The 21,323-nt window shown below is 64.5% G+C and carries 18 protein-coding genes; 13 read left to right on the top strand and 5 right to left on the bottom strand.

The features are described from left to right. Nucleotides 1-11 precede the first annotated feature (11 nt). Nucleotides 12-2,189: a 3-hydroxyacyl-CoA dehydrogenase NAD-binding domain-containing protein gene (locus tag BH683_RS27065; protein WP_084839387.1), complete on the top strand. Its 2,178-nt coding sequence runs from the start codon at nucleotides 12-14 to the stop codon at nucleotides 2,187-2,189. A gap of 65 nt (nucleotides 2,190-2,254) precedes the next feature. Here the strand turns inward: BH683_RS27065 and BH683_RS27060 are convergent, their stop codons facing one another. Beyond that, the gene (locus BH683_RS27060) at nucleotides 2,255-3,076 is read right to left on the bottom strand and encodes an SGNH/GDSL hydrolase family protein (protein WP_084839386.1); all 822 of its coding nucleotides are present in this window, start codon (nucleotides 3,074-3,076) and stop codon (nucleotides 2,255-2,257) included. 412 nt (nucleotides 3,077-3,488) lie between these two features. On the opposite strand from BH683_RS27060, the gene BH683_RS27055 reads away from it, so the two are divergent. The 6 genes from BH683_RS27055 (at nucleotide 3,489) to BH683_RS27030 (ending at nucleotide 10,203) form a co-directional block, all read left to right on the top strand. Further along, nucleotides 3,489-4,757: an ABC transporter substrate-binding protein gene (locus BH683_RS27055; protein WP_084839385.1), complete on the top strand. Its 1,269-nt coding sequence runs from the start codon at nucleotides 3,489-3,491 to the stop codon at nucleotides 4,755-4,757. Nucleotides 4,758-4,903: 146 nt separating this feature from the next. Continuing rightward, a complete protein-coding gene (locus tag BH683_RS27050; protein WP_084839384.1) occupies nucleotides 4,904-6,934 on the top strand; it encodes an ABC transporter permease in 2,031 nt (676 codons plus the stop codon). Beyond that, nucleotides 6,924-7,757 carry an ABC transporter ATP-binding protein gene (locus tag BH683_RS27045; protein ID WP_084839383.1) on the top strand — a complete coding sequence of 278 codons (834 nt, stop codon included), beginning with the start codon at nucleotides 6,924-6,926 and terminating at the stop codon, nucleotides 7,755-7,757. Before BH683_RS27050 ends, BH683_RS27045 begins: the two co-directional genes overlap by 11 nt. Further along, entirely contained in the window at nucleotides 7,754-8,572 is an 819-nt protein-coding gene (locus BH683_RS27040) for an ATP-binding cassette domain-containing protein (RefSeq protein ID WP_084839382.1), read from the top strand. Before BH683_RS27045 ends, BH683_RS27040 begins: the two co-directional genes overlap by 4 nt. Before the next feature lie 29 nt (nucleotides 8,573-8,601). Then, on the top strand, nucleotides 8,602-9,267 hold the full coding sequence (locus BH683_RS27035) for a TetR/AcrR family transcriptional regulator (protein WP_210405282.1): 666 nt from the start codon (nucleotides 8,602-8,604) through the stop codon (nucleotides 9,265-9,267). A gap of 84 nt (nucleotides 9,268-9,351) precedes the next feature. Next, nucleotides 9,352-10,203, top strand: coding sequence for an alpha/beta fold hydrolase (locus tag BH683_RS27030; RefSeq protein ID WP_084839380.1), 852 nt, complete (start codon nucleotides 9,352-9,354; stop codon nucleotides 10,201-10,203). Nucleotides 10,204-10,226: 23 nt separating this feature from the next. Here BH683_RS27030 and BH683_RS27025 read toward each other — a convergent pair whose 3' ends face one another. After that, complete coding sequence (locus tag BH683_RS27025) at nucleotides 10,227-10,919, bottom strand: GAF and ANTAR domain-containing protein (protein WP_084839618.1); 693 nt, start codon at nucleotides 10,917-10,919, stop codon at nucleotides 10,227-10,229. A gap of 248 nt (nucleotides 10,920-11,167) precedes the next feature. Here BH683_RS27025 and BH683_RS27020 point away from each other — a divergent pair, with 248 nt between their 5' ends. Then, nucleotides 11,168-12,091, top strand: coding sequence for a L,D-transpeptidase (locus BH683_RS27020; RefSeq protein ID WP_084839379.1), 924 nt, complete (start codon nucleotides 11,168-11,170; stop codon nucleotides 12,089-12,091). Nucleotides 12,092-12,168: 77 nt separating this feature from the next. On the opposite strand, the gene BH683_RS27015 is transcribed toward BH683_RS27020, so the two are convergent. Together BH683_RS27015 and BH683_RS27010 are read right to left on the bottom strand one after the other, a co-directional pair. Beyond that, nucleotides 12,169-14,166, bottom strand: a complete 1,998-nt coding sequence (locus tag BH683_RS27015; protein WP_084839378.1) for a M13 family metallopeptidase — start codon at nucleotides 14,164-14,166, stop codon at nucleotides 12,169-12,171. Nucleotides 14,167-14,197: 31 nt separating this feature from the next. After that, nucleotides 14,198-14,902: a PAS and ANTAR domain-containing protein gene (locus tag BH683_RS27010; protein WP_084839377.1), complete on the bottom strand. Its 705-nt coding sequence runs from the start codon at nucleotides 14,900-14,902 to the stop codon at nucleotides 14,198-14,200. A gap of 466 nt (nucleotides 14,903-15,368) precedes the next feature. Here BH683_RS27010 and BH683_RS27005 point away from each other — a divergent pair, with 466 nt between their 5' ends. From BH683_RS27005 to BH683_RS26995, 3 genes are read left to right on the top strand one after another with little or no spacing between them, the layout of a single operon-like run. Further along, the gene (locus BH683_RS27005) at nucleotides 15,369-16,238 is read left to right on the top strand and encodes an ABC transporter permease (protein WP_084839376.1); all 870 of its coding nucleotides are present in this window, start codon (nucleotides 15,369-15,371) and stop codon (nucleotides 16,236-16,238) included. Nucleotides 16,239-16,289: 51 nt separating this feature from the next. Then, the gene (locus BH683_RS27000) at nucleotides 16,290-17,342 is read left to right on the top strand and encodes an ABC transporter substrate-binding protein (RefSeq protein WP_094647797.1); all 1,053 of its coding nucleotides are present in this window, start codon (nucleotides 16,290-16,292) and stop codon (nucleotides 17,340-17,342) included. Continuing rightward, a complete protein-coding gene (locus BH683_RS26995) occupies nucleotides 17,326-18,108 on the top strand; it encodes an ABC transporter ATP-binding protein (RefSeq protein ID WP_084839374.1) in 783 nt (260 codons plus the stop codon). The genes BH683_RS27000 and BH683_RS26995 overlap by 17 nt, the downstream gene beginning before the upstream one ends. A gap of 1 nt (nucleotide 18,109) precedes the next feature. Here the strand turns inward: BH683_RS26995 and BH683_RS26990 are convergent, their stop codons facing one another. Continuing rightward, complete coding sequence (locus tag BH683_RS26990) at nucleotides 18,110-18,868, bottom strand: pirin-like bicupin family protein (protein ID WP_084839617.1); 759 nt, start codon at nucleotides 18,866-18,868, stop codon at nucleotides 18,110-18,112. Between the two features lie 132 nt (nucleotides 18,869-19,000). On the opposite strand from BH683_RS26990, the gene BH683_RS26985 reads away from it, so the two are divergent. Then, nucleotides 19,001-20,641 carry an NTF2-like N-terminal transpeptidase domain-containing protein gene (locus BH683_RS26985; protein WP_084839373.1) on the top strand — a complete coding sequence of 547 codons (1,641 nt, stop codon included), beginning with the start codon at nucleotides 19,001-19,003 and terminating at the stop codon, nucleotides 20,639-20,641. A gap of 42 nt (nucleotides 20,642-20,683) precedes the next feature. Next, nucleotides 20,684-21,319 carry a TetR/AcrR family transcriptional regulator gene (locus BH683_RS26980; RefSeq protein ID WP_084839372.1) on the top strand — a complete coding sequence of 212 codons (636 nt, stop codon included), beginning with the start codon at nucleotides 20,684-20,686 and terminating at the stop codon, nucleotides 21,317-21,319. Nucleotides 21,320-21,323: the final 4 nt, after the last annotated feature.

Genomic DNA, 21,323 nt, shown 5'->3' with positions numbered 1-21,323 from the left:
TGCGAATACCTATGACCGACAACATGATCAACTGGGAACAGGACAGCGACGGCGTCGTCCTGCTCACCATGGACGACCCGAATCAGGGCGCCAACACGATGAACGGGCTGTACACCACCTCGATGGCCGCAACGGTCGATCGTCTCGAGGCCGAGAAGGACAACATCTCAGGCGTCATCCTGACGTCGGCCAAGAAGACCTTCTTCGCCGGTGGTGACCTCAAGGACATGACCGCTGATCGCAAGGGCGTCGACAAGGTCGAGTTGGCCACCCAGATCACCAACACCACCAACGGCATGAAGGCCGTGCTCCGCCGGCTCGAGACTCTCGGCAAGCCCGTCGTGGCAGCCATCAACGGCGCCGCACTCGGTGGCGGCCTCGAGATCGCGCTGCACACGCATCACCGCATCGCGGCCGACGTCAAGGGCAGCCAGATCGGCCTGCCCGAGGTCACGCTGGGCCTGCTGCCCGGCGGCGGCGGCGTGGTGCGTACCGTGCGTCTGCTCGGTATCCAGAACGCGTTGATGAGTGTTCTGTTGCAGGGCAACCGGTTCAAGCCGGCCCAGGCCAAGGAGACCGGCATCGTCGACGAGGTCGTCGGTTCGATCGAGGAACTGATCCCCGCCGCCAAGGCCTGGATCGCGGCCAATCCCGAGGCTGCACAGCCGTGGGACAAAAAGGGCTACAAGATGCCCGGCGGCTCGCCGACCAGCCCGTCGCTCGCACAGATGCTCCCGGCGATCCCGTCGCTGCTGCGTCAGCAGCTCAAGGGTGCCCCGATGCCGGCGCCGCGCGCGATCATGGCTGCGGCCATCGAAGGCGCGTACGTCGACGTCGACACCGCCGACCAGGTCGAGACCCGCTACTTCGTGTCGCTGGTGACCGGTCAGGTCGCGCAGAACATGATCAAGGCGTTCTTCTTCGACCTGCAGGCCATCAACGGCGGCGCGTCGCGTCCCGACGGTTTCGAGAAGTTCACCGCCAAGAAGGTCGGCGTCATCGGTGCCGGGATGATGGGCGCTGCCATTGCTTACGTCTCTGCCAAGTCGGGCATCGAGGTCGTCCTCAAGGACATCAACATCGAAGCCGCCGAAAAGGGCAAGGGCTATGCGATCAAGCTCGAAGAGAAGGCGCTCTCGCGTGGCAAGACCACGAAGGAGAAGTCGGACGAGCTGCTGGCCCGCATCACCCCGACCGTCGACGCCGCGGACTTCAAGGGTGTCGATCTCGTGATCGAGGCCGCGTTCGAGTCGGTCGAGGTCAAGCACAAGGTGTTCCAGGAGATCGAAGACATCGTCGAACCCGACGCCATCCTGGGCTCCAACACCTCGACCCTGCCGATCACCAGCCTGGCCGAGGGTGTCAAGCGGTCCGAGGACTTCATCGGGATCCACTTCTTCTCGCCGGTCGACAAGATGCCGCTGGTGGAGATCATCAAGGGCGCCAAGACCTCTGACGCGGTCCTGGCCAAGGTCATCGACTACACCCTGCAGATCCGCAAGACCCCGATCGTCGTCAACGACAGCCGCGGCTTCTTCACCTCGCGGGTCATCGGCACCTTCGTCAACGAGGCCATCGCGGCCGTCGGCGAAGGTGTGGAGCCGGCGTTCATCGAGCAGGCAGGCGCGCAGGCCGGTTACCCGGCACCGCCACTGCAGCTCATGGACGAGCTGACGCTGACCCTGCCGCAGAAGATCCGCAAGGAGACCGAGAAGGCACTCGCCAACGAGGGCAAAGAGGTCCCCGACCACGGTTCTTCGGCTGTCGTGGACAAGATGGTCGACGAGCTCGGCCGCCCGGGACGCTCGGGTGGCAAGGGCTTCTACGACTACGACGAGAACGGCAAGCGCGTCGGCATCTGGCCGGGTCTGCGTGAGACGTTCAACTCGGGCTCGAAGACGATCCCGTTCGAGGACATGAAAGAGCGCATGCTCTTCGCCGAGGCCCTCGAAACCGTCAAGTGTTTCGACGAGGGTGTGCTCGAGACCGTCGCCGACGCCAACATCGGGTCGATCTTCGGCATCGGTTTCCCGGCGTGGACCGGTGGCGTCATCCAGTACATCAACCAGTACGAGGGTGGTCTGCAGGGCTTCGTCGACCGCGCCCGCGATCTCGCGAGCAAGTACGGCAGCAACTTCGAGCCGCCGCAGTCGCTCGTCGACAAGGCGGCCAAGGGCGAGAAGTACTGAAGTCTTTCTGACGGGGAGGTGTTCCCGCGCGGCTATGTGAGAGACGCGCAGGAAGAAGTCACCTCTTAGCCTCTGCGCTCATCACGGCCCGGTTCCTGTAAAGGAATCGGGCCGTGATGCGTATCCGGCACCACCGGCGTCAGGTCCGGACGTTTGGGCTCTCTGCCGTCGCCAAGGGACACCCCGCGAATGCGACGAATCATCCACGGAATGAAAAACGTCCTGGCCCACTGTGTTTCACGAGTGATGGTCTGCGCGATCGTCAGCGGGGGACGCGGCGGCAGTGCCGCGCCCCATTCCGGGTCGCTGCCGGGGAGGCCGAGGGCGTGCGCGGCACCCGCGGCAAACCGTTCGTGCCCAAAAGGCGAGGCGTGCAAGCGATCCGGTGACCAGGATCGGGGATCTGTGAGGACCGGGGCGGCATGCAGATCGACGAGGACGAACTCATATCGTTTCGCGAACTCCTCCATCATCGCGTTCACCATCAGCAATCGCGCCTCGATGCGTTTGGCGATCGGCACGGTACGGGCGAGGTTGGGGAACGTCGAGATCAGCACCGTGGCGCCGGTCTTGTGCAGTTCGCCGTAGATGAAGTCGAGGTCGTCGTGAACCTGCGACACCGGAGTACTGGCAAGAACGTCGTTCATGCCCAGTGGCGCGGCGACCAGATCCGGTTGCAGGGCGATGGCCGGCGCCAGTTGCGCGTCCCGGATCTGTCGGGTGGTCCGGCCTCGGACAGCGAGATTGGCGTAGCGCAACTCCGGGTTGTGTCCGGCCAACTCGTCGGCCAATCGGTCGGCCCAGCCGCGATAGCCGGTGTCATCATCGCCGTCGCACATGCCTTCGGTCTGGCTGTCTCCGACGGCAACAAAACGTGAGTAGCTCACCGCGCAAGTCTAGAGCGGCGCAGTGGTCTCGGAGGGTCGGCCCGACACGTGACGCCTTCTGCCCACCGAATAGTGCGCTTTGCGAACGAATTCTGCGACCTCTATTTATACGCTTCAATTCGGACAATACGGGCTGTTTGGAAAAGTCTGTCGGCACCATTTCTGGCTAGAATTTTACTTACGGATTCACCTTGACACGGCTGTAAGGCAAGGGCTATTTTTCGAGTGGCCCAGATCACACCCGGATCGGGCACACCGAATGGCAAACACGCGATTCGGTTGCAAACCCCGTGTAACTCGGAGGGCCTGGCCGGGCTTGTTCATGCTGCTCACACCCATTTCGTCGTGTCGACGATCAGGTCCGAGCGCCTGAATTCGTGCCCTGTCACAAGCCGCCGGGAAAGGCATTGAAATGCGTAGGAGAACCGGCCGGCTCGCGGCAGTATTTGTCGCGGCGGCGTGTGTCTTTTCCGTCGTCTCGTGTAGCGACGACAGCGGGTCCGATGACAGCGGCAGCACCGCGGCCGCACCGTCGGAAAGTGGCACCAAGGCCACCGGAACGCCGATCAAGGTCGGCTTCCTCAACCCTTCGAACGGACCGATCACCCAGCCCGGTGTCGAGGTCGGGCAACAGGCTGCGGTCAAGTACATCAACGACTCGCTCGGCGGTATCGACGGGCACCCCATCGAGGTGACCAGTTGCGCCGTCGACGTGTCGGCGCCGGAATCGACAATCGGTTGCGCCAATCAGCTGGTGCAGGCGGGTGTCACAGCGGTCATCGACGGTTATGACGCCGCGTCCAGCGCGGCCCTGCCGATCCTCAAGTCGGCCAACATCCCCCTCGTCGGGCAGATCCCATTCGATTCCGTGACCGGTTCGTCGGCCGACAACCGGGTCTACTTCGGACCGCCGCAGGCCTCCTTCCTGGTCGGCGTGATGCAGTCCCTCAAGACACAGGGGAAGAACTCCCTGACGCTGGCGAACGTCGACGTTGCGGCCGCACGTCAGACGTTTGAGCGCATTCTGTTGCCACTGGGTCAGCAGTTGGGTCTCGATGTCAAGAGCGTCTACTACTCACCGACGAACCCGAACTACACCGCGCTGGCATCGACGATCGCGTCGGGCAACCCCGATGCGGGCGGCCTGATGACGTCCCAGACGGATGCGAACTGCACCAAGCTGGCCCAGTCGCTGAAGTCCGTCGGCTTCAAGGGCACCATGTTCCTCGCGGCCTGTACCGAGTTCATCGAGACCATGGGTGCGCAAGCTGTTGGCGCCCAGACGTATTCGCCGATCTGGCTCGATCCGGCCACGGATTCTGCGCCTGCCGAGATGCAGGAGAACCTGGCGACCACCAAGAAGTACGTGGATGAGGCGGGTGAATCCGGAGGCTTCTACGCCTACGGAACCTTCGCGACGTTCGTCGACTTCGCCAGGACTCTCGGCGCCGCCAAGCCCGCCGAGTACACCGGTCCCACCGTGCTCGCCGCACTCAAGGGCGTGACGGACTACCAGAGTTGGTTGGGACCGAAGCTCAGCTGTGGCAAGCCGACCTCACCCAACTGCACCACCGAGATGTTCGTGTTCGAGGTGGTCGGTGACAAGAAGACCGAGCCCATCGGAGGCGGCCTGACTCAGCCCAACCCGGCTGCGCTCTCGGCCATCCCCGGTGCCAGCTGACCGATAGCTCAACCCTGAGGTCTGCACCGGCGGTGGATCGCTCGAGGTCCTCGAGCGATCCACCCCGGTTCTCCACTGCCTCGGTTTCTCGCGCATAACTCGCTCCGGTCTTACGTAGATACACACAGTGAGGTGGGCAACGACCCATGAGTCAATTCATCCAATTCGTGTTCCTCGGCCTGGCGGTCGGCGCCGTCTACTCGGTGTTCGCCACCTCATTGGTAGGCATCTACGCAGCCACCGGGGTCATCAACTTCGCTCAGGGTTCGATCGCACTCTGGGCGGTGTATGTCGTTGCCGCACTGCGCACCGACGGCACCCTCGTGCTTCCCGTCGGAAGCGTGAGCCTCGGCAGTGAGGACAACCCGACGCCGATGGTGCTCGCCATCGTGATCGGTGTCGTCTCTGCTGCGCTGTGGGCGCTCCTCGCGCACTACCTGATCTTCCGGCCACTGCGCCGCGCTCCGGTGCTGGCGCAGGTGGTCGCCTCGGTCGGGCTGATGCTCTTCATCACGGCTCTTGTCCATCTACGCTTCAGCACCGATTCCCTGATGGCGCTACCGATCCTGCCGCAGAACACCTTCGAGATCGCCGGCGCAATCGTCAACGTCAGCGACATTCTCATGGCCGTCGTCGCCATCTTGATCGCCCTGTTGCTGTGGGCCTACTTCTCCCTGACGACTCTCGGTGTCGCGACACGGGCGGGCTCCGAGGACGAACTGGCTGCGCGCCTCGCGGGATTCTCCCCTGACCGGCTCGCTGCGATCGTCTGGGTCATCACCGGTGCTGCGTCCGGCCTCATCGTCGTTCTCGGTGCCTACACCATCGGCCTGGACGCCACGAGTTACACGTTCTACATCATTCCGGCACTGGCGGTCGCTCTGGTCGGTCGGCTCACCTCGTTCGGGGTCGCGTGTGCGGCAGGGCTTGTCCTGGGTGCGTTCCAGGCCGTGATCCTGTGGGCGAGCACCCTGGATTGGTGGCCGAGCTGGGCGCAGACCGGGGTCGGTGACGCTGTTCCGTTTGTTGTCGTGGTGATCGCATTGTTCCTCCTCGGCGGCAAGATCCCATCGCGTGGCTCTCTCGGCGAAGCGAAGATGCCGGCTGTGTTCATTCCCAAGATCCGTCCGATACCGGTGGTACTGATGGTCGCTGCCGTGGTGGTCGCGGTGCTGTTGACCTCCGGTAGCTGGCGTTTCGGCATCGTGACATCGATGATCTTGTCGCTGATCGCGCTGTCGCTGGTGCTGCTGACCGGCTATCTCGGTCAGATCTCGCTGGCGAGTATGGCTTTCGCCGGTGCTGCGGGATTTGCGCTGTCGAAGGTCACGACGAACTGGGGGGTCCCGTTTCCGCTGAGCATCCTGCTGTCGTCGTTGATCGCCACCGTGCTCGGCGTGATCGTGGGCGTTCCCGCCCTCCGTATCCGTGGTGCGCAGCTGGCTGTCGTCACATTGGCTGCGGCGCTTGCCATTCAGAGCTTCGTGTTCAACAACCCGTCGCTGACGCCGTTCGAGGGCAACTTGATCTCGGACCCCACGTTGTTCGGCTGGGACCTGTCGGTGCGGCAGGGCAGTGAACTGACGACCATCGAGTTCTCGATGATGGTGCTGGTGGTGGTGACGGTGCTGACGCTCATCGTGATGCGATTCATGGCGGGTGCGACGGGTCGTGCGTTCCTCGCGGTGCGTTCGAATGAACGCGCTGCGGCGTCCGTGGGAATCAACGTTGCGGCAACCAAGATCTTGGGCTTCGCCTTGTCGGCTTTCCTGGCCGGGGTCGGCGGCTGTCTCATCGGGTACAGCCGGGGGCAGCTGTCCGCAGGATCGTTCACCGTGATCATCGGCTTGACCTTGCTCGCGATGACCTACGTGGGCGGCATCACCTCGGTGTCGGGTGCCTTTGTGGCCGGCATCATCGGACCGTTGGGCGTGGGGTATGTATTCCTCACCCAGACACTGGATTTCGGCAAGTACTACGAGCTCATCGCGGCCGGCAGCCTGCTGCTGATGGCCGTGCTCAACCCGGTCGGCGTCGTCGGCGCCGTACGGGAGTTCGTCGACCACATCAAAGTGAGATCGGGCAGGGCCGGGCACCACGCCGCGGACTCCGCGTCCACCTCGACCACCCCGACGGTCGGCCCGTCCGAAGCGAAAGCGAGCTCTCATGTCGGCTGAAGCACGAGATGGACTCCTGCAGGCGCGCGGCCTGTCGGTCCGGTACGGAGGCGTGGTCGCCAACGACGACATCACCCTCGATGTCGGAGCAGGCGAGATCGTCGGATTGATCGGGCCGAACGGCGCCGGTAAGACCACGTTTGTCGACGCCGTCACCGGGTTCACCAAGTCGACCGGTGATGTGACGATGGGTGGGGTCCGGATCGACGGGTACAGCCCCCACCGCAGGCGAGGTACGGGTATGGCCCGCACCTGGCAGGCAGGTGAGTTGTTCGCGGATCTGACGGTGGCCGAGAATCTCGCGGTCGCCGTGCAGAAGCCCGGCCTCAAGGCGCTGTTCACCGACATATTCACCGGCTCCAAGCCGCCCGCGAAGACGATCGGTGAGGCGCTCGAGATGGTGGGCCTGACCGACGCCGCAGACCGGCATCCGAGCGAGCTGGCTCTGGGTCAGCAGAAGCTGGTCGGTGTGGCCCGTGCACTCGTCGGTGGCACCAAGATGGTGCTGCTCGACGAACCGGCAGCAGGCTTGGACACCCACGAGAGCCGCGACTTCGGAGAAGAGTTGCGTCGCATCGCTGCGCGCGGCATCGGGGTGCTGTTGATCGACCACGACATGTCGCTCGTCCTCGACGTGTGTCATCGGCTCTACGTCCTGGACTTCGGAAAGGTCATCGCCGCGGGTGATCCGCAGCAGATCCGTGACGATCCGCGGGTCGTGTCCGCCTACCTGGGCAGCGCCGAGGTGGAGGCAGACGTCGACATAGATGCCGCCGGCGGGCCCGAGGCATCGCCGCTACTGCAGAAAGGTTCGGCGCAATGACAACCACGACGGCAGTGGCCACCGAGTCGGTGTTGACGATCGAGGGACTCAATGTCGGCTACGGCGGAGTCCCGGCAGTCCGCGACTTCAACGCGAGCGTGCGTGCCGGCGAGATCCTGGCGTTGCTCGGACCCAATGGAGCCGGCAAGACGACCACCCTGCTCGCCACAGTCGGTGCACTGCCGCTCATGTCGGGGGCGGTGACCGTCCTCGGGGCACCGCTCGACAAGCGGGTCGAACGCAACGCGCGGCGAGGTCTCACCTTGGTCCCCGACAACCGCGGTGTGTTCCACAAACTCACCGTGTCCGACAACCTGAGGTTGGCCAAACGCAAGGGCGGCGCCGAACTGAGCGACGTCTTCGAGTACTTCCCCAAGTTGAAGACTCTCAAAGGTCGGCGGTGCGGCAACCTTTCGGGCGGTGAGCAACAGATGCTGGCGCTCGCGAAGGCGCTGCTGGCGAAGCCGAAGGTCCTGTTGATCGACGAGCTCAGCCTCGGTCTGTCGCCCATCGCGGTCAAAGACCTGCTGCCGAGGCTGCGCACCATCGCCGACGAGCAGCAGATGGCAGTGGTGCTCGTGGAGCAACACATCGACCTCGCCCTTGCGATTGCCGACTCCGCGATCGTCCTGCACCATGGCCGAGTGGCTTTGGCGGGGTCGGCGCAGGATCTCCGGGGCCAACGCGAGAAGGTTGAGGCCGCGTACTTCGGACTGGCCGGAGACGAAGCGCAGCGGAGCTCGACAGGTTTGGGAGACGAAGCGCAGCGGAGCTCGACGGGTGAGGCCGGTGCGGCGGCAACGGTTGTCGAGTAGCGCCTGAACTCGCTCGCTGGAGGAGGATAGTGCCGAAGACGACCAGCTCGGGCGAGGTCTCAGCGAGGAGTACTCGTAGCACCCGTAACCGGCCGACCGACGATGAGTTGCTCGATGCGGCTCTGTCGGTGATCGCCAATGTCGGCGCGCAGCGGGCCACCATGGACATGATCGCCGAACGTGGTGGTACGTCTCGGGTCACGTTGTACGCACACTTCGGTTCGCGCGATTCCCTTGTCGAGGCCGTCATCGATCGTGAGCTCACTGCGCTCACCGAGTGGATGTTCGCCGCGTACGACAAGGGCGACGACATGACCTACGGCGATCGGGCCAGGTACTCCGTCGAGGCGTTGTTCGAGTTCGCTCGCCGGCAGCCCAGAGGTTTTCGGGTGCTGCTGACGAACCGCGACGAGGATCACGATCCCGGCCGCAGGCTGTTCGCGGCGCTCGAACCCCGCATCGCCGAGCGGTTGCGGGGAAACTATGCCGAGCAGGGCGACACGGTCGGAGCCAGCGCTGACACATTGGCGTCGATGCTGCTCGGTATGAGCCTCGATGTGGCCTACCGAGCGGTGATCGTCTCGGGTGCGGGTATCGACGCCGCATGCGATCTCGCGGTGACCGCGTCGCTGGCGGTGCTGCGATCGGTGGAGGTCCGTCAGCTTCACGCGATCGACGAATCGCTCGAGTCGTAGCGGCGGGCGCGCATCCGCCACCCCGCGGATCGCCGCGGTGACCCATTCGGCCCACAGAAATGGAACACGTTCTAATCTGATGGGGTGAACGTGACGTATGAGGATTCCAGACGAGAACTGCAGACCGACAGCGGAGTGCTGCGCTATCACGAGGCGGGTTCCGGTCCGCCGCTGATCTTGTTGCACGGTTCCGGTCCCGGCGTCACCGGCTGGCGCAACTACCGGGGAAACATCGGGGTGTTCGCCGAGAACTTCCACTGCTACGTCCTGGAGTTCCCAGGTTTCGGCGTGAGCGATCCGGTCAAAGGCCATCCCGTACTGACCGCCGGGTCGTCGGTGATCAGGTTCATGGATGCGCTCGGCATCGAGTCCGCGCCGGTCATCGGCAATTCGATGGGTGGCGTGGTCGGCGTCAACCTGGCCATCAAGAAGCCGGACCGGGTGAGCAAGCTCGTGACCATCGGTGGCGTCGGTCCGAACGTCTTCAGTCCCAGCCCGAGCGAGGGGCTGCGGTTGCTGCAGGAATTCACCGATGCACCTGATCGGGACAAGCTGATCCGGTGGCTGACGGCGATGGTCTTCGACCGCGCCCTGGTGACCGAGGAATTGATCGAGGAGCGTTGGGAGGCCGCCATCAATCCGGATGCCCAGGCGACGGCTCAGATGATGTACGGCTCGGCGGCGTTCGCCATGCAGCAGGAGTTCATGGCTGCATCGGACACCCCGCCGTACTGGTCGATGATGCACAAGGTCAGCTGCCCGACGCTACTGACCTGGGGGCGTGACGACAGGGTCAGCCCGCCTGACATGGCGATGATCCCGATGCGGCTGATACCCCAGGCCGAGCTACATGTGTTCCCGAACTGCGGGCACTGGGTGATGATCGAGGCCAAGCGTGCGTTCGAGGGTGCGGTCGGGGAGTTCCTGCACCGCTGAAGTCTGGCCGGGGGGCCGGGCGCCTAGCGTTCGTCCGGGCCCGCGGTGACCACCTGTAGCGCGATCTCGGCCAGTTTGACGTTCGAGTCCTGGGACAGTCGTGCGAGGAGCCGGAAGGCCTCGTCCGGGTCGAGTTTGTAGCGTTCCATGATCATGCCCTTGGCCTGACCGATGATGTCGCGGTTGGTGAGCGCCGCCCGAATCTGGTCTTTCTCCCTGACCGCGGCGAAGGCAATCGCGGCATGGGCGGCGAACAGCGAGCCGATGGAGACCGATTCGTCGTCGAAGGCGCCGGCCGTCGAGCTGTGCAGATTCAGCGCGCCGAAGGTGTCGTCCTCGATGTAGAGGCAGAAGCAGATCATCGACTTGATGCCCAGGCCCTCGGCGCCCGCGGCGAAACGCGGCCACCGGGTCTCCGCGCCCATGTCGTCGATCTGGATGGTCTCCGAGGTGAGCGCGGACCGGATGCACGGGCCTTCGCCGAACTCCTGCTGCAGTTCGTCGCACTTGCCTGCGAGGTCACCCACCATGACAGGCGTCTCGACCTTCGCGTTACCCGTCACCAGGGTGACGCTGGCGTACTCGCCGCCGGGAACGTTTTCGACGGCCGACTTCGAGATCGCGCGCAGGACGGTATCGCTGTCCTTGCTCTCAGACCGCAGCAGTCGCGCGACTGCGGCCATCCGTTCCGGCAAATTGGTGTTCGGTGGTGTCATGTTCCTGATTCCTGCCAAGGCCTGTACTGCCAGACAATTCTGGAAGTCTACTTATCGATGTCAATTCGCCGCGGCCGGACGGCGACTTCCATAGTGCTCTTCACGCCGCTCTATACGTGGTCATGCGCGGTTTGTGACTCCTGAGGCACCTGTGATGCGGGGGCTGACAACGCGGTGGTGGAGAATGTGCGCACACTCACGTATCTTGGGCTCTCTGGCGCTCGGGGGAACCAAAAAGGGGACAGTACATGCAGCTCGGCAGGATCAGGCATGGTCGCCTTCCCCGGCTCGTGACGGTCGTCGCGGGAGTGGCACTCCTTCTCGGAACGTCCGCCGTCACAGCGACAGCCGAACCCGCCTGGCCGGGTGGCCCGGAGATCCCCGGCATCACCGCTCCTGATCTGCCCAAGCCCGGCCCCACGAGCGCGACGCCGACGACGCCTTCCGAGCAACCGCTGGGCCGAGCCAACTTCTCGACCCCGACACTCAATCCCTCCGACGGTGAGACGGTCGGGATCGCGCAACCGGTGGTCATCTCCTTCCAAGCGGCCATCGACGACAAAGAAACCGCAGAAAAGGCCATCAGGGTCAGCACGACGCCGACGGTCGACGGCAGTCTGTACTGGGTGGGCAACAAGGAACTCCGATGGAAACCCGAGGGATTCTGGCCGGCGAACACGCAGGTGTCGGTGCGGGCCGGTAGCGCGACCGCTGACTTCACGATCGGCAAGTCCTGGATCGCAACGGCTGATGACAACACCCACACCATCACCGTCACCGTAGACGGAGAAGTCGTCCGGACGATGCCCACGTCGATGGGCGCCAACGATCACCCCACACCCAACGGCACGTACACCGTCGGGGAGCGGTTCGCGGACATGTACATGGACTCGTCCACCTACGGGGTGCCCGTGGACTCACCCGACGGCTACCGCACGTATGTCGAATACGCGACCCGCATCTCGGGCAGCGGCATCTTCGTCCACGCCGCGCCGTGGTCGGTCGGACAGCAAGGCAACACCAACGTCTCGCACGGCTGCCTCAACGTCAGCACCGAAGACGGACGATGGTTCTTCGAGAATGCACCCGAGGGCGCGCCGGTGGTCGTGGTGAACACCATCGGCGGTACGGCCGATCCGGCTGATGGACTGACCGACTTCACCACCCCGTAGCTCCCGATCATGGTGGGTTGTGGCGAGCAAACCCGCAGGTCGCCTTCACCACAACCCACCAAGATCGGGGTTGGGGGTCACCAGATGTGGACGCGGTCCGCATCGTCGAGGTATAGCCCGTCGCCCTCTTTCACACCGAAGGCGTCGTAGAACGCGTTGATGTTGCTGATGACGCCGTTGCAGCGGAACTCAGGCGGTGAATGCGGATCGATCGACAGCCGGCGGATCGCCTCGGCGTCGCGGGTCTTGGTGCGCCACACCTGCGCCCAGCCATAGAACACCCGCTGTAGACCGGTGAGTCCGTCGATCTCCGGCGGACTCTGTCCGTCCAGCGCGATCTGGTAGGCGACGAGTGAGATCGACAGACCGCCGAGGTCGCCGATGTTCTCACCGATCGTGAAGTCACCATTGACCTTGTACTTCTCGTCGAGGCCCTTTGGGGTGAAGGTGCCGTACTGGTCGATGAGTTTGCGTGTACGGGTGCTGAATTCGGTGCGGTCGGTGTCGGTCCACCAGTCCACGAGATTGCCGTCACCGTCGTACTTGGCGCCCTGGTCGTCGAAGCCGTGGCCGATCTCATGGCCGATCACCGCGCCGATCCCGCCGTAGTTGGCAGCGTCGTCGGCCTCGGGGTCGAAGAACGGAGGCTGCAGGATCGCTGCGGGGAACACGATCTCGTTCATTCCCGGGTTGTAATAGGCATTGACCGTTTGGGGGGTCATGAACCACTCGTCGTGGTCCACCGGCGAACCGATCTTCCCGAACTCGCGATCCTCTTCGTAAGCGCTTGCGCGAGCGATGTTCCCGAAGAGATCGTCGCGCTCGATACGCAGCGATGAATAATCGCGCCAGGTCGCCGGATATCCGATCTTCGGAGTGAACTTCTCGAGCTTGACCAAGGCCTTCTCGCGGGTATCCGGGCTCATCCAATCCAGATCGGATATGTTGCGCCGGTACGCCTTCACGAGATTCTCGATCAGTACGTCCATGCGGGCCTTGGCCTCTGGCGGAAAGTGTTTTGCCACATACAGTTTGCCGACGGCGAATCCGAGGCCCTGCTCGACGAGGCCGACGCCGCGCTTCCAACGGTCGCGAATCACCTCCGAACCGGTGAGGGTCTTGCCGTAGAAGTCGAAGTTCTCGTCGACGAACTCATCGGAGAGGTACGGGGCGGCCGAATGCAGCAGCCGCCATTGTGCCCACACCTTCCACTCGTCGAGTTCGCGCGCGCCCCACAATGCCGCGACCCCTTCGACGAAAGACGGCTGGCCTACGACCACCTCGCCGAAGGTCTCCGCCCCCGTTGTCCGAAGACCGGAGATCCAGGAGTCCACATCGAATCCGGATGCTTCCGTTGTGAACTCGGACAGGGTGCGAAGGTTGTACGTGAGGTCGGCGTCACGGCGGCGCACCACATCCCAGTGCTGGGAGGCAACGGCCGTCTCGAGGTCGACGACAGTGTCGGCGCGGGCGGCGGAGTCGTCGAATCCGGCCAGCGCGAACATCTTCTCGATGTGGGCCCGGTATGCGGCGCGCGTCTCGGCGTGATTGTCCTCGCGGTAGTACGACTCATCGGGCAGCCCGATACCCGACTGCGTGATGTGCATCAAATAGCGGTCCGACGCCTTGGCATCGGTGTCCACGTAGTAGCCGAAGAGGCCGCCGATTCCACGGCGCTGCGCCGCCCCGACGAGTCCGGCGAGCTCAGCGCGCGTGGTCGCGTCGCCAAGCGCCGCGAGGTCTGCGCTGATCGGGGAGATGCCGAGCGCATTGATGCGCTCGGTGTCCATGAAGCTGGCGAAGAGATCGCCGATCTTCTGGGCGTCGCTGCCGGGGGCAGGCGACGACTCGGCGCACTCGGTGATCAGGTCGCGGACGTTCTCTTCTGCGCGGTCCCGCAACACATGGAAGGCGCCGTCGACCGCGCGGTCCTCGGGGATGACGTGATCGCGCAACCAGGTGCCGTTCACGTGCTCGAACAGGTCGTCTTGTGGCCGCACCGACTCATCGACCCAGCTCAGATCGATACCGGACCGTGCGGCGGTGGAATTGGCGGTGTCTGCGGTAGAAGTCACCAGACCATCCTGGCACCGAACCGCGATTTCGTCAGCCGCCGCTGGAGCTACCCGACTTCTGCGCAGCCGCGTCGTCCGGGCTCTGATGCGCGGTGAGGAGCAGATGGTCGAAGATCCGCCTGCTCTCGTCGTCGAACGGTACGTTGCCGTCGACGGAGGCGACGATATTCTGCGCCAGCGTTCTGAGCTTTGTGTTGGTCTGCTGCGAACGCCAGGTCAGGACGTCGAACGCACGGTCGGCGTTGATGCCGTACACAAGCATCAACATGCCCTTTGCCTGCTCGATGACAGCCCGGGACACCGCGAAATCCTTGACCGCGGCGTCCATCGTCTCTTTGAGTTCACCCTCGTGCACGTCTGTCAGGTCCACATAGAATCCTTCGGTGCCGATGAGGGATCCGGATGGGTCGGTCAGGCGATCCCCGACGACGAGCACGTGACGCACCTGTCCGCGGCGGTCGACGATGCGGTGCCTGCTGCTGAATGACTTCCCCTCCCGCAGGAGGTTGCCGATCGCCCGCTCGACCCGCTCCCGGTCATCGGGATGCTTGTGGGCGAGCAGCAGCTCGGTGGTGGGTGAGACCTCGCCGGCCCCGTAACCGTGGATCGCGGCGACCTCATCGGACCAGTGCCACTGGTCCTGCGCGATGAGGTAGCGAAAGCTTCCGACCTTCTGGACTGTGCTGCCGCCGAGCACTTCCTGCACCGACTGGGTATCGGTCCTGCTGTTCTCCAAAAAACTGCTCCCTGTTCACGCCTGTATGGAAGTCAGCCGAGCGTCCATCGGGCAGGGTAGCCACCGGGCTGTCGGCAAAGACGCAGCCCTCGATTCGAGCCAGTGATTTTCTAGCATGCCGAAGTGGTTTGCCGACACAAAGGGTGCGCATAGCAGAACGGGCAGTCGAAGAGAACACTTTGGGTTGAGCTGACTTCAAATCCGCGTGAGCCGAACCCGGCGGGCTACTGTGACGCGGTGCTCAAGACAATGCTGGTGCGGCGACTCGCGGTGGACCTCTGCCGCCTCGGTGCCCAGAGCTGTTGCCTGTGAGCACCTTCACGTTGTAGTCCGCTCACCGAAGGGCGACTACAACACCTCCGCTGCCGCTCTTCGATGAGGCCCCCCGCCTCGACGCGCGCGGCACCTCCCTCTCCTATCGATGGTGATCATCGGTGCCAGAGCTAGCTCATCAGGGGTTGTCCTCATGTCAGTTGTACCGGCCATAGCTGCGCCGACCGAGACGGTCGACCCGAACGCGACCAGGCGGCGCCGGGAGTCCGGGCGCGCGTCGAAGCTGTTGTCGCGGGCCGGTTTACCGCTTCTGTCGTTGGTCGTATTCATCGCGCTGTGGCAGTTGGTCGTGAGTCTCAAGATCTGGAACGAGACCTTGATCCCGGCGCCGCTCGCGGTGTGGGACGCCTTCGTCGAGACGAACACGACGACCGACGGGGTCCGCGGCTACGCGGGCAAGTACCTGTGGGAGCACCTGCTCATCAGTCTGCAGCGCATCGGATACGGCATCGCCATCGGCATCGTCGTGGGTATTGCGTTCGGGCTGTTCATGGGGACCTTCGGGAAGGTCCGGGCGCTGTTCGAACCGTGGATCACCTTCCTGCGCACATTGCCGCCGCTGGCGTACTTCTCGCTGCTGATCATCTGGCTCGGTATCAACGAGGAGCCGAAGATCACCCTGCTGGCCATCGCGGCGTTCCCGCCGGTCGCCGTGGCGACCACCTCAGCCGTGCTGGCGGCCCCGCAGAGTTTGACCGAAGCGGCGAAGGCGCTGGGAGCCAGCAAGTTCGAGGTCATCAAGGACGTCGTGATCCCATCCGCGTTGCCGGAGACCTTCACCGGTATCCGACTGGCAGTCGGTGTCGCCTACTCGTCGCTGGTTGCCGCCGAACTGGTCAACGGCCTGCCCGGCATCGGCGGCATGGTCAGGGACGCATCCAACTACAACAACACCCCGGTCGTGCTCGTCGGCATCATCGCGATCGGAACCTCGGGCTTGATCATCGACGGTCTGCTGCAGCTCATCGAGCGCAAGACCGTGCCCTGGCGGGGACGCGTCTAGAACGTCCATTTCCGCTCCTCTGTGTCCCACAAGAAGAAAGAACGAACAAACATGAGTAACACACGTCGCTTTGCCCACTTGCGCCGACGATGGGTGGTGCTCGTCGCCGCACTGTCCGCGCTGACGCTGACCCTCGACCTCGCCTCCTGCTCGGATGACGAGAGCGACGGAAAGACCATCACCGTCGGCTACCAGGCCTTCCCCAGTGGCGACCTGGTCGTCAAGAACCAGAAGTGGCTCGAAGAGGCGTTGCCCGACTACACCATCAAATGGACCAAGTTCGAGTCGGGCGCCACGATCAATCAGGCCTTCATCGGCAACTCGATCGACATCGGCGCCATCGGCTCGAGTCCCGTCGCCCGTGGCCTGTCCGGCAACTCGCCTATCGGCTACAAGGTCGCTTTCGTTCTCGACGTCGCCGGCGACAACGAGGCTCTGGTCGCCCGCAACGGCACCAACATCAACAGTGTCGCCGAACTCAAGGGCAAGACCATCGGTACCGCACTCGCGTCGACCGCGCACTACAGCTTGCTGGTCGCACTCGAGCAGGCCGGACTGTCGGCGGACGACGTCAAGATCGTCGACCTCCAGCCACAGGCCATCATCGCCGCGTGGGAGCGCGGCGACATCGACGCCGCATACACCTGGCTGCCGACTCTCGACGAGCTCCGCAAAACCGGCAAAGACCTGGTCACCAGCCGGGCGATCGGTCAGTCCAACCCCACCCTGGACCTCGGCGTCGTGTCGAACAAGCTGATTTCGGACGACCCCGCTGCCGTCGACGCCTGGCGCAAGGTGCAGGCTCGTGCGCTCGACCTGATCAACACCGATCCCGCCGCCGCAGCCGGATTCATCGGCCAGGAGCTGGGCATCAGCGCTGAAGAGGCGCAGGGGCAGCTGAAGCAGGGTATCTACCTCACGCCCGCCCAGGTCGCATCACCGCAGTGGCTCGGTACCCCGGGAGCGGTCGGCAACATCGCGAACAACCTGCTCGATGCTGCCGAGTTCTTGGTCGCACAGAAGCAGATCGACTCCGCACCCACCCTGGAGCAGCTGCAGGAGGCCATCTACGTCGAAGGTCTGCCCGGTGCCTTCGATCAGTGACAGTCGAGCCATCCACCTCGACAACGTGTCTCATCGCTACGGCACGGGTGGCGACACCGTCACCGCGGTGGGCCCTGTCTCCCTCGATGTCCCGGCCGGCGAGTTCCTCGTCCTGGTCGGGGCGTCCGGGTGCGGTAAGAGCACGCTACTGCGCCTGATCGCGGGATTCGAACAGCCCACCGACGGTCAGGTCGACGTGCTCGGCAAGCCCCCGACGCCAGGTGAGTCCGCCGGCGTCGTGTTCCAGCAACCGCGGCTGTTTCCGTGGCGGACCGTCGGCGGCAACGTGGAGGTGGCGCTGAAGTACGCGGGGATCGCGAAATCGGACCGCAGGGCCCGCCGCGATGAGCTGCTCGAGAGGGTCGGTCTCGAAGGCACCGCCGACCGGCGGATCTGGGAGATCTCCGGTGGGCAGCAGCAACGTGTCGCCATCGCACGGGCCCTGGCCGCCGAGAATCCGCTCTTCCTGCTCGACGAACCTTTCGCGGCGCTGGACGCACTCACCCGCGAGCGGCTACAGGAAGACGTCCGGGGAGTGAGCAGTGAGACCGGCCGGACATCGGTGTTCGTGACCCACAGCGCGGACGAAGCCGTGTTCCTCGGGTCGCGGATCGTGGTGCTGTCCAAACGCCCTGGGCAGGTCGCCCTGGACCTCGAGGTGGATCTGCCCCGAGGCAAGATCGACGTCGACGAGCTACGGAACTCGCGGGAGTACAACTCGATCAGGTCCGAGGTGAGTCACGCGGTGAAGGCGGCGGCTGCTTGAGTTAGCCACCGAGTTTCTTGTGCATTTCCCAGATCAGGATTTCTGCATCGGTGGTGGCGGTGAGGTTCTCCCCGCCACCACCGGTGATCCTGACGGCGTCGCCTGTTCGGAGCTCACCGCCGGTTCCTTCGAGCCGTGCCGATCCGGAGGCGACGAAGACGTGACCCCACGGCAAGTCGGGTAGCTCCACCGACTGACCGGCCGACAGTCGCGCGACATGGAACGCGACGTTCTTGTTGGCGATGCGGATCGCCGAGTCGTACGCCGGCATCCCGGAGGCGACCGTGACGAGTCCGCCTGCAGCCAGTTGGTCGGAGATGTCGAGCTGGTCGTAGCTCGGCTCGATGCCCGACTCGTCCGGTAAGACCCACATCTGGACGAAGTGGACGGGCTCGATGCCGGTCGTTGCATCGGTCCGCCAGGTGTCGTTGCGCTCGGAATGCCGGATGCCGGTCCCTGCGCTCATGCGCTGCGCGAGACCCGGAAAGATCACCCCGCTGTGGTCCATCGAATCCTGGTGGACCAACGAACCCGACAGCACCCAGGTGACGATTTCCATGTCTCGGTGGGGATGGCTGTCGAATCCCTGCTGAGGCGACACGGTCTCGTCGTTGTGGACCATCAACATCCCGTGGTGGGTGTTGGCGGGGTCGTAGTGGTCGCCGAAGGAGAAGCTGTGCCGCGTCTCGAGCCACTCGGTTCGGGTGCCCGGCCGGTCGTCGGCCCGATGGACTTCGTGGCGATCGTTCACCCCGACCATCATCCTCCGCTGCCCGAAATGGGTCCAAATCAGGGCAGATTAAGGGTAGTTACTCGATTGTGACGACCTCGTAAGCAAGTTGGGAACCACATTGGTGGCATTCACCCTGTTACAGGAGTGAAAATTGTGACTATGCGTCGTTCCCCCGGCCGCCTCGCGGCCACTGCTGTTCTCGCGCTCGTCTGCGCGCTCGGTGTTGCTTCGTGCGGCGCGTTCAGCAAACCTCTGGATACGGGTGCGGCGGCCCTGCTCGACTCGTTCGCCACCGCGATGGAAGACCAGGACGCACTCGCCGCTGCCGCACTCACCTCCGCGCCGGGGCAGGCGGAAGGATCGCTTGCCGCCTCGTTTACAGGCATGGGTGCGCAGAAGGTGAATGTCGACGTCGAGCGGGCCGAGGAATACACCGACGGCACCGCCACGTTCGAGCTGACCACGACCTGGGTCCTCGGTGATGATCGCGAACTCAAGACGGAGACCTCGGGCTCGGCCCGACGCCTCTCCCTCGGCTGGCGGATCCAATGGCAGCCGGAAGTGCTCGCCGACAACATGCCCACCGGCGGCAGCTTGCGCAACCTCCGAACGGATGCGCGTCCCGCACCCGTGGTGCAGGACCGGTTCGGGAAGAACATGCTCACCCTGCAGACGATCAACGAGATCGTCCTCGACCCCGCCGGCACCCCGGACGTGAACTCGTCGATCGCCTCGCTCGCGACCATCATCGAGCCTCTTGCGCAACTGGTCACCCCGAGCGTCATCCGCGACCAACTCGCCGCCGCCGAGAACAAGCCGGTGACGGTGGTGTCCGTGCGAGATTCGGACATGGTCGCACTCGCCGGAGACCCCAAGTCGGTGCCGGGCGTGTCGGTGAAGCCCGTACCGCAACTCGTCCTGCTCGACCGTCGGATCGCCTCACCCGTCCTGGACGGGGTCCACGATTATTGGCAGGCAATCCGGGATGCCACCTCCGGATGGTCGGCTCAGATGGTCGCCCCGGGCGTACGGCCAGTGCAACTCGCCGGCGAGCAGGGCCCCGCGGGACCGAACGTCGGCACCACCATCGACCAGGTCACGCAACTCGACGCGCTCGATGCCGTGGTGGAGGTGGCCCAACCGGCGAGCATCTTGGTCCTCGACGCCAAGACCGGCGTGATCCGGGCCTCCATGCGCAACGACGCAGCGGCCGAGCAAGACATCACGATCGACAAGGACTACACGCCGGGTAGCACGCTGGAACCGGTTGCCACGGTGATCAATCAGCTGGCCGGACCCGACGACGCCCGCGCCGCGCAGCTGCTGGCGCAACTGGGCCTCGACGTCGACTTCACGATCCCGGGTATCCGTCCGTCCGGCCCCCAGGGCGGTCCGGTCGCGGAGCCGGTGACGTTCCGGCCCGAGGATCTCAAGGTGTCCGCGCTGAACATGGGCGCGCTCGGCGTTGCGATCGCGCGTACGAATTCGATTGCCCCGTCCATCATCTCGGGTCAGGCGGGGCGGGTCGAAGGCGGTGAGCTGGGTCCGGTCGACAAAAAGGTGCTGGCGACGGTCAACGGCGCGATGAAGGAGACGGCGACCAAGGGTGACGCCAGCGACCTCACCAACGCGCCGGGACTGCGTGCGCTGGTCGGGACCAACGGACCGCAGGGCCCCGGGTGGTTCGTCGGTATCGTGGGCGGTCGCGTCGTGGTCGTCTACGCCGAGGGGGAGCGATCCGGGTCCGCGGCTCTGGCTGTGGCACAACGCTTCTTCACCCCTCGCGCTCATCCGCAGTAGGCTGGCCGGACGTTCACGGTCCACGAGCGCGGGAGGTACGCAATGAAGTCAGGTCCGCCTTCGGAGCCCGCTTTCACCACCGCGGCCATCCGTGACGGCGACGACCCGACTGCCCGGGTGATTCTCAGTGCGGCCGTGCAGATGATCGCCGCGCGCGGGTACCACGGGACCTCCGTCCGCGACATCGCCGGGTTCGCAGGCATCAGCGCCGGTTCGATCTACAACCACTTCGGGTCCAAACACGAGCTTCTGGTGACGATTCTGGCTCGTGGAGGGGAAGCGTTGGTGGAAGCGACCGAGCGGGCGCTGCTCGATGCGCCCGCCGACCCGGTGCATCAGCTCGACGCCATCGTCCGTACACACGTCGGCGTGCACGCCGAGAACCCGCTGGAGAGCTACATCGGCAACTCCGAGCTCCGCAGCCTCGACCCAGTCGCGCTGGAGCAGGTGATAGCCAATCGTGATGCGCAGCAGCGTATTTTCGATCGTGTGGTCGCAGATGGTGTCCGGCGTGGTGAGTTTCGCACGGATAATCCGGTCGAGGCCTCCAGGTTCGTGGTCACCGCCTGTACCGCTGTCGCCATGTGGTTCCGGCCGGGCGGGCAGGCCACCGAGGAACAGGTGATCGCGCGCTATCAGGCGGTGGCCCGTGATGCGGTGGGCCACCGAGCCCGCTGATCTC

Origin of the sequence: Williamsia sp. 1138, assembly GCF_002095435.2 — a bacterium.
Classification (GTDB): Bacteria; Actinomycetota; Actinomycetes; order Mycobacteriales; family Mycobacteriaceae; genus Williamsia.
The sequence above is the reverse complement of the archived record's forward strand: the minus strand, read 5'-3'. Positions and strand labels throughout refer to the sequence as shown.

Bases quoted from the DNA above. Each gene is read 5' to 3' on its own strand.
- BH683_RS27065 (WP_084839387.1), top strand. From the start codon at position 12: ATGACCGACAACATGATCAACTGGGAACAGGACAGCGACGGCGTCGTC.
- BH683_RS27055 (WP_084839385.1), top strand. From the start codon at position 3,489: ATGCGTAGGAGAACCGGCCGGCTCGCGGCAGTATTTGTCGCGGCGGCG.
- BH683_RS27050 (WP_084839384.1), top strand. From the start codon at position 4,904: ATGAGTCAATTCATCCAATTCGTGTTCCTCGGCCTGGCGGTCGGCGCC.
- BH683_RS27045 (WP_084839383.1), top strand. From the start codon at position 6,924: ATGTCGGCTGAAGCACGAGATGGACTCCTGCAGGCGCGCGGCCTGTCG.
- BH683_RS27040 (WP_084839382.1), top strand. From the start codon at position 7,754: ATGACAACCACGACGGCAGTGGCCACCGAGTCGGTGTTGACGATCGAG.
- BH683_RS27025 (WP_084839618.1), bottom strand. From the start codon at position 10,919: ATGACACCACCGAACACCAATTTGCCGGAACGGATGGCCGCAGTCGCG.
- BH683_RS27020 (WP_084839379.1), top strand. From the start codon at position 11,168: ATGCAGCTCGGCAGGATCAGGCATGGTCGCCTTCCCCGGCTCGTGACG.
- BH683_RS27005 (WP_084839376.1), top strand. From the start codon at position 15,369: ATGTCAGTTGTACCGGCCATAGCTGCGCCGACCGAGACGGTCGACCCG.
- BH683_RS27000 (WP_094647797.1), top strand. From the start codon at position 16,290: ATGAGTAACACACGTCGCTTTGCCCACTTGCGCCGACGATGGGTGGTG.
- BH683_RS26990 (WP_084839617.1), bottom strand. From the start codon at position 18,868: ATGGTCGGGGTGAACGATCGCCACGAAGTCCATCGGGCCGACGACCGG.
- BH683_RS26985 (WP_084839373.1), top strand. From the start codon at position 19,001: ATGCGTCGTTCCCCCGGCCGCCTCGCGGCCACTGCTGTTCTCGCGCTC.
- BH683_RS26980 (WP_084839372.1), top strand. From the start codon at position 20,684: ATGAAGTCAGGTCCGCCTTCGGAGCCCGCTTTCACCACCGCGGCCATC.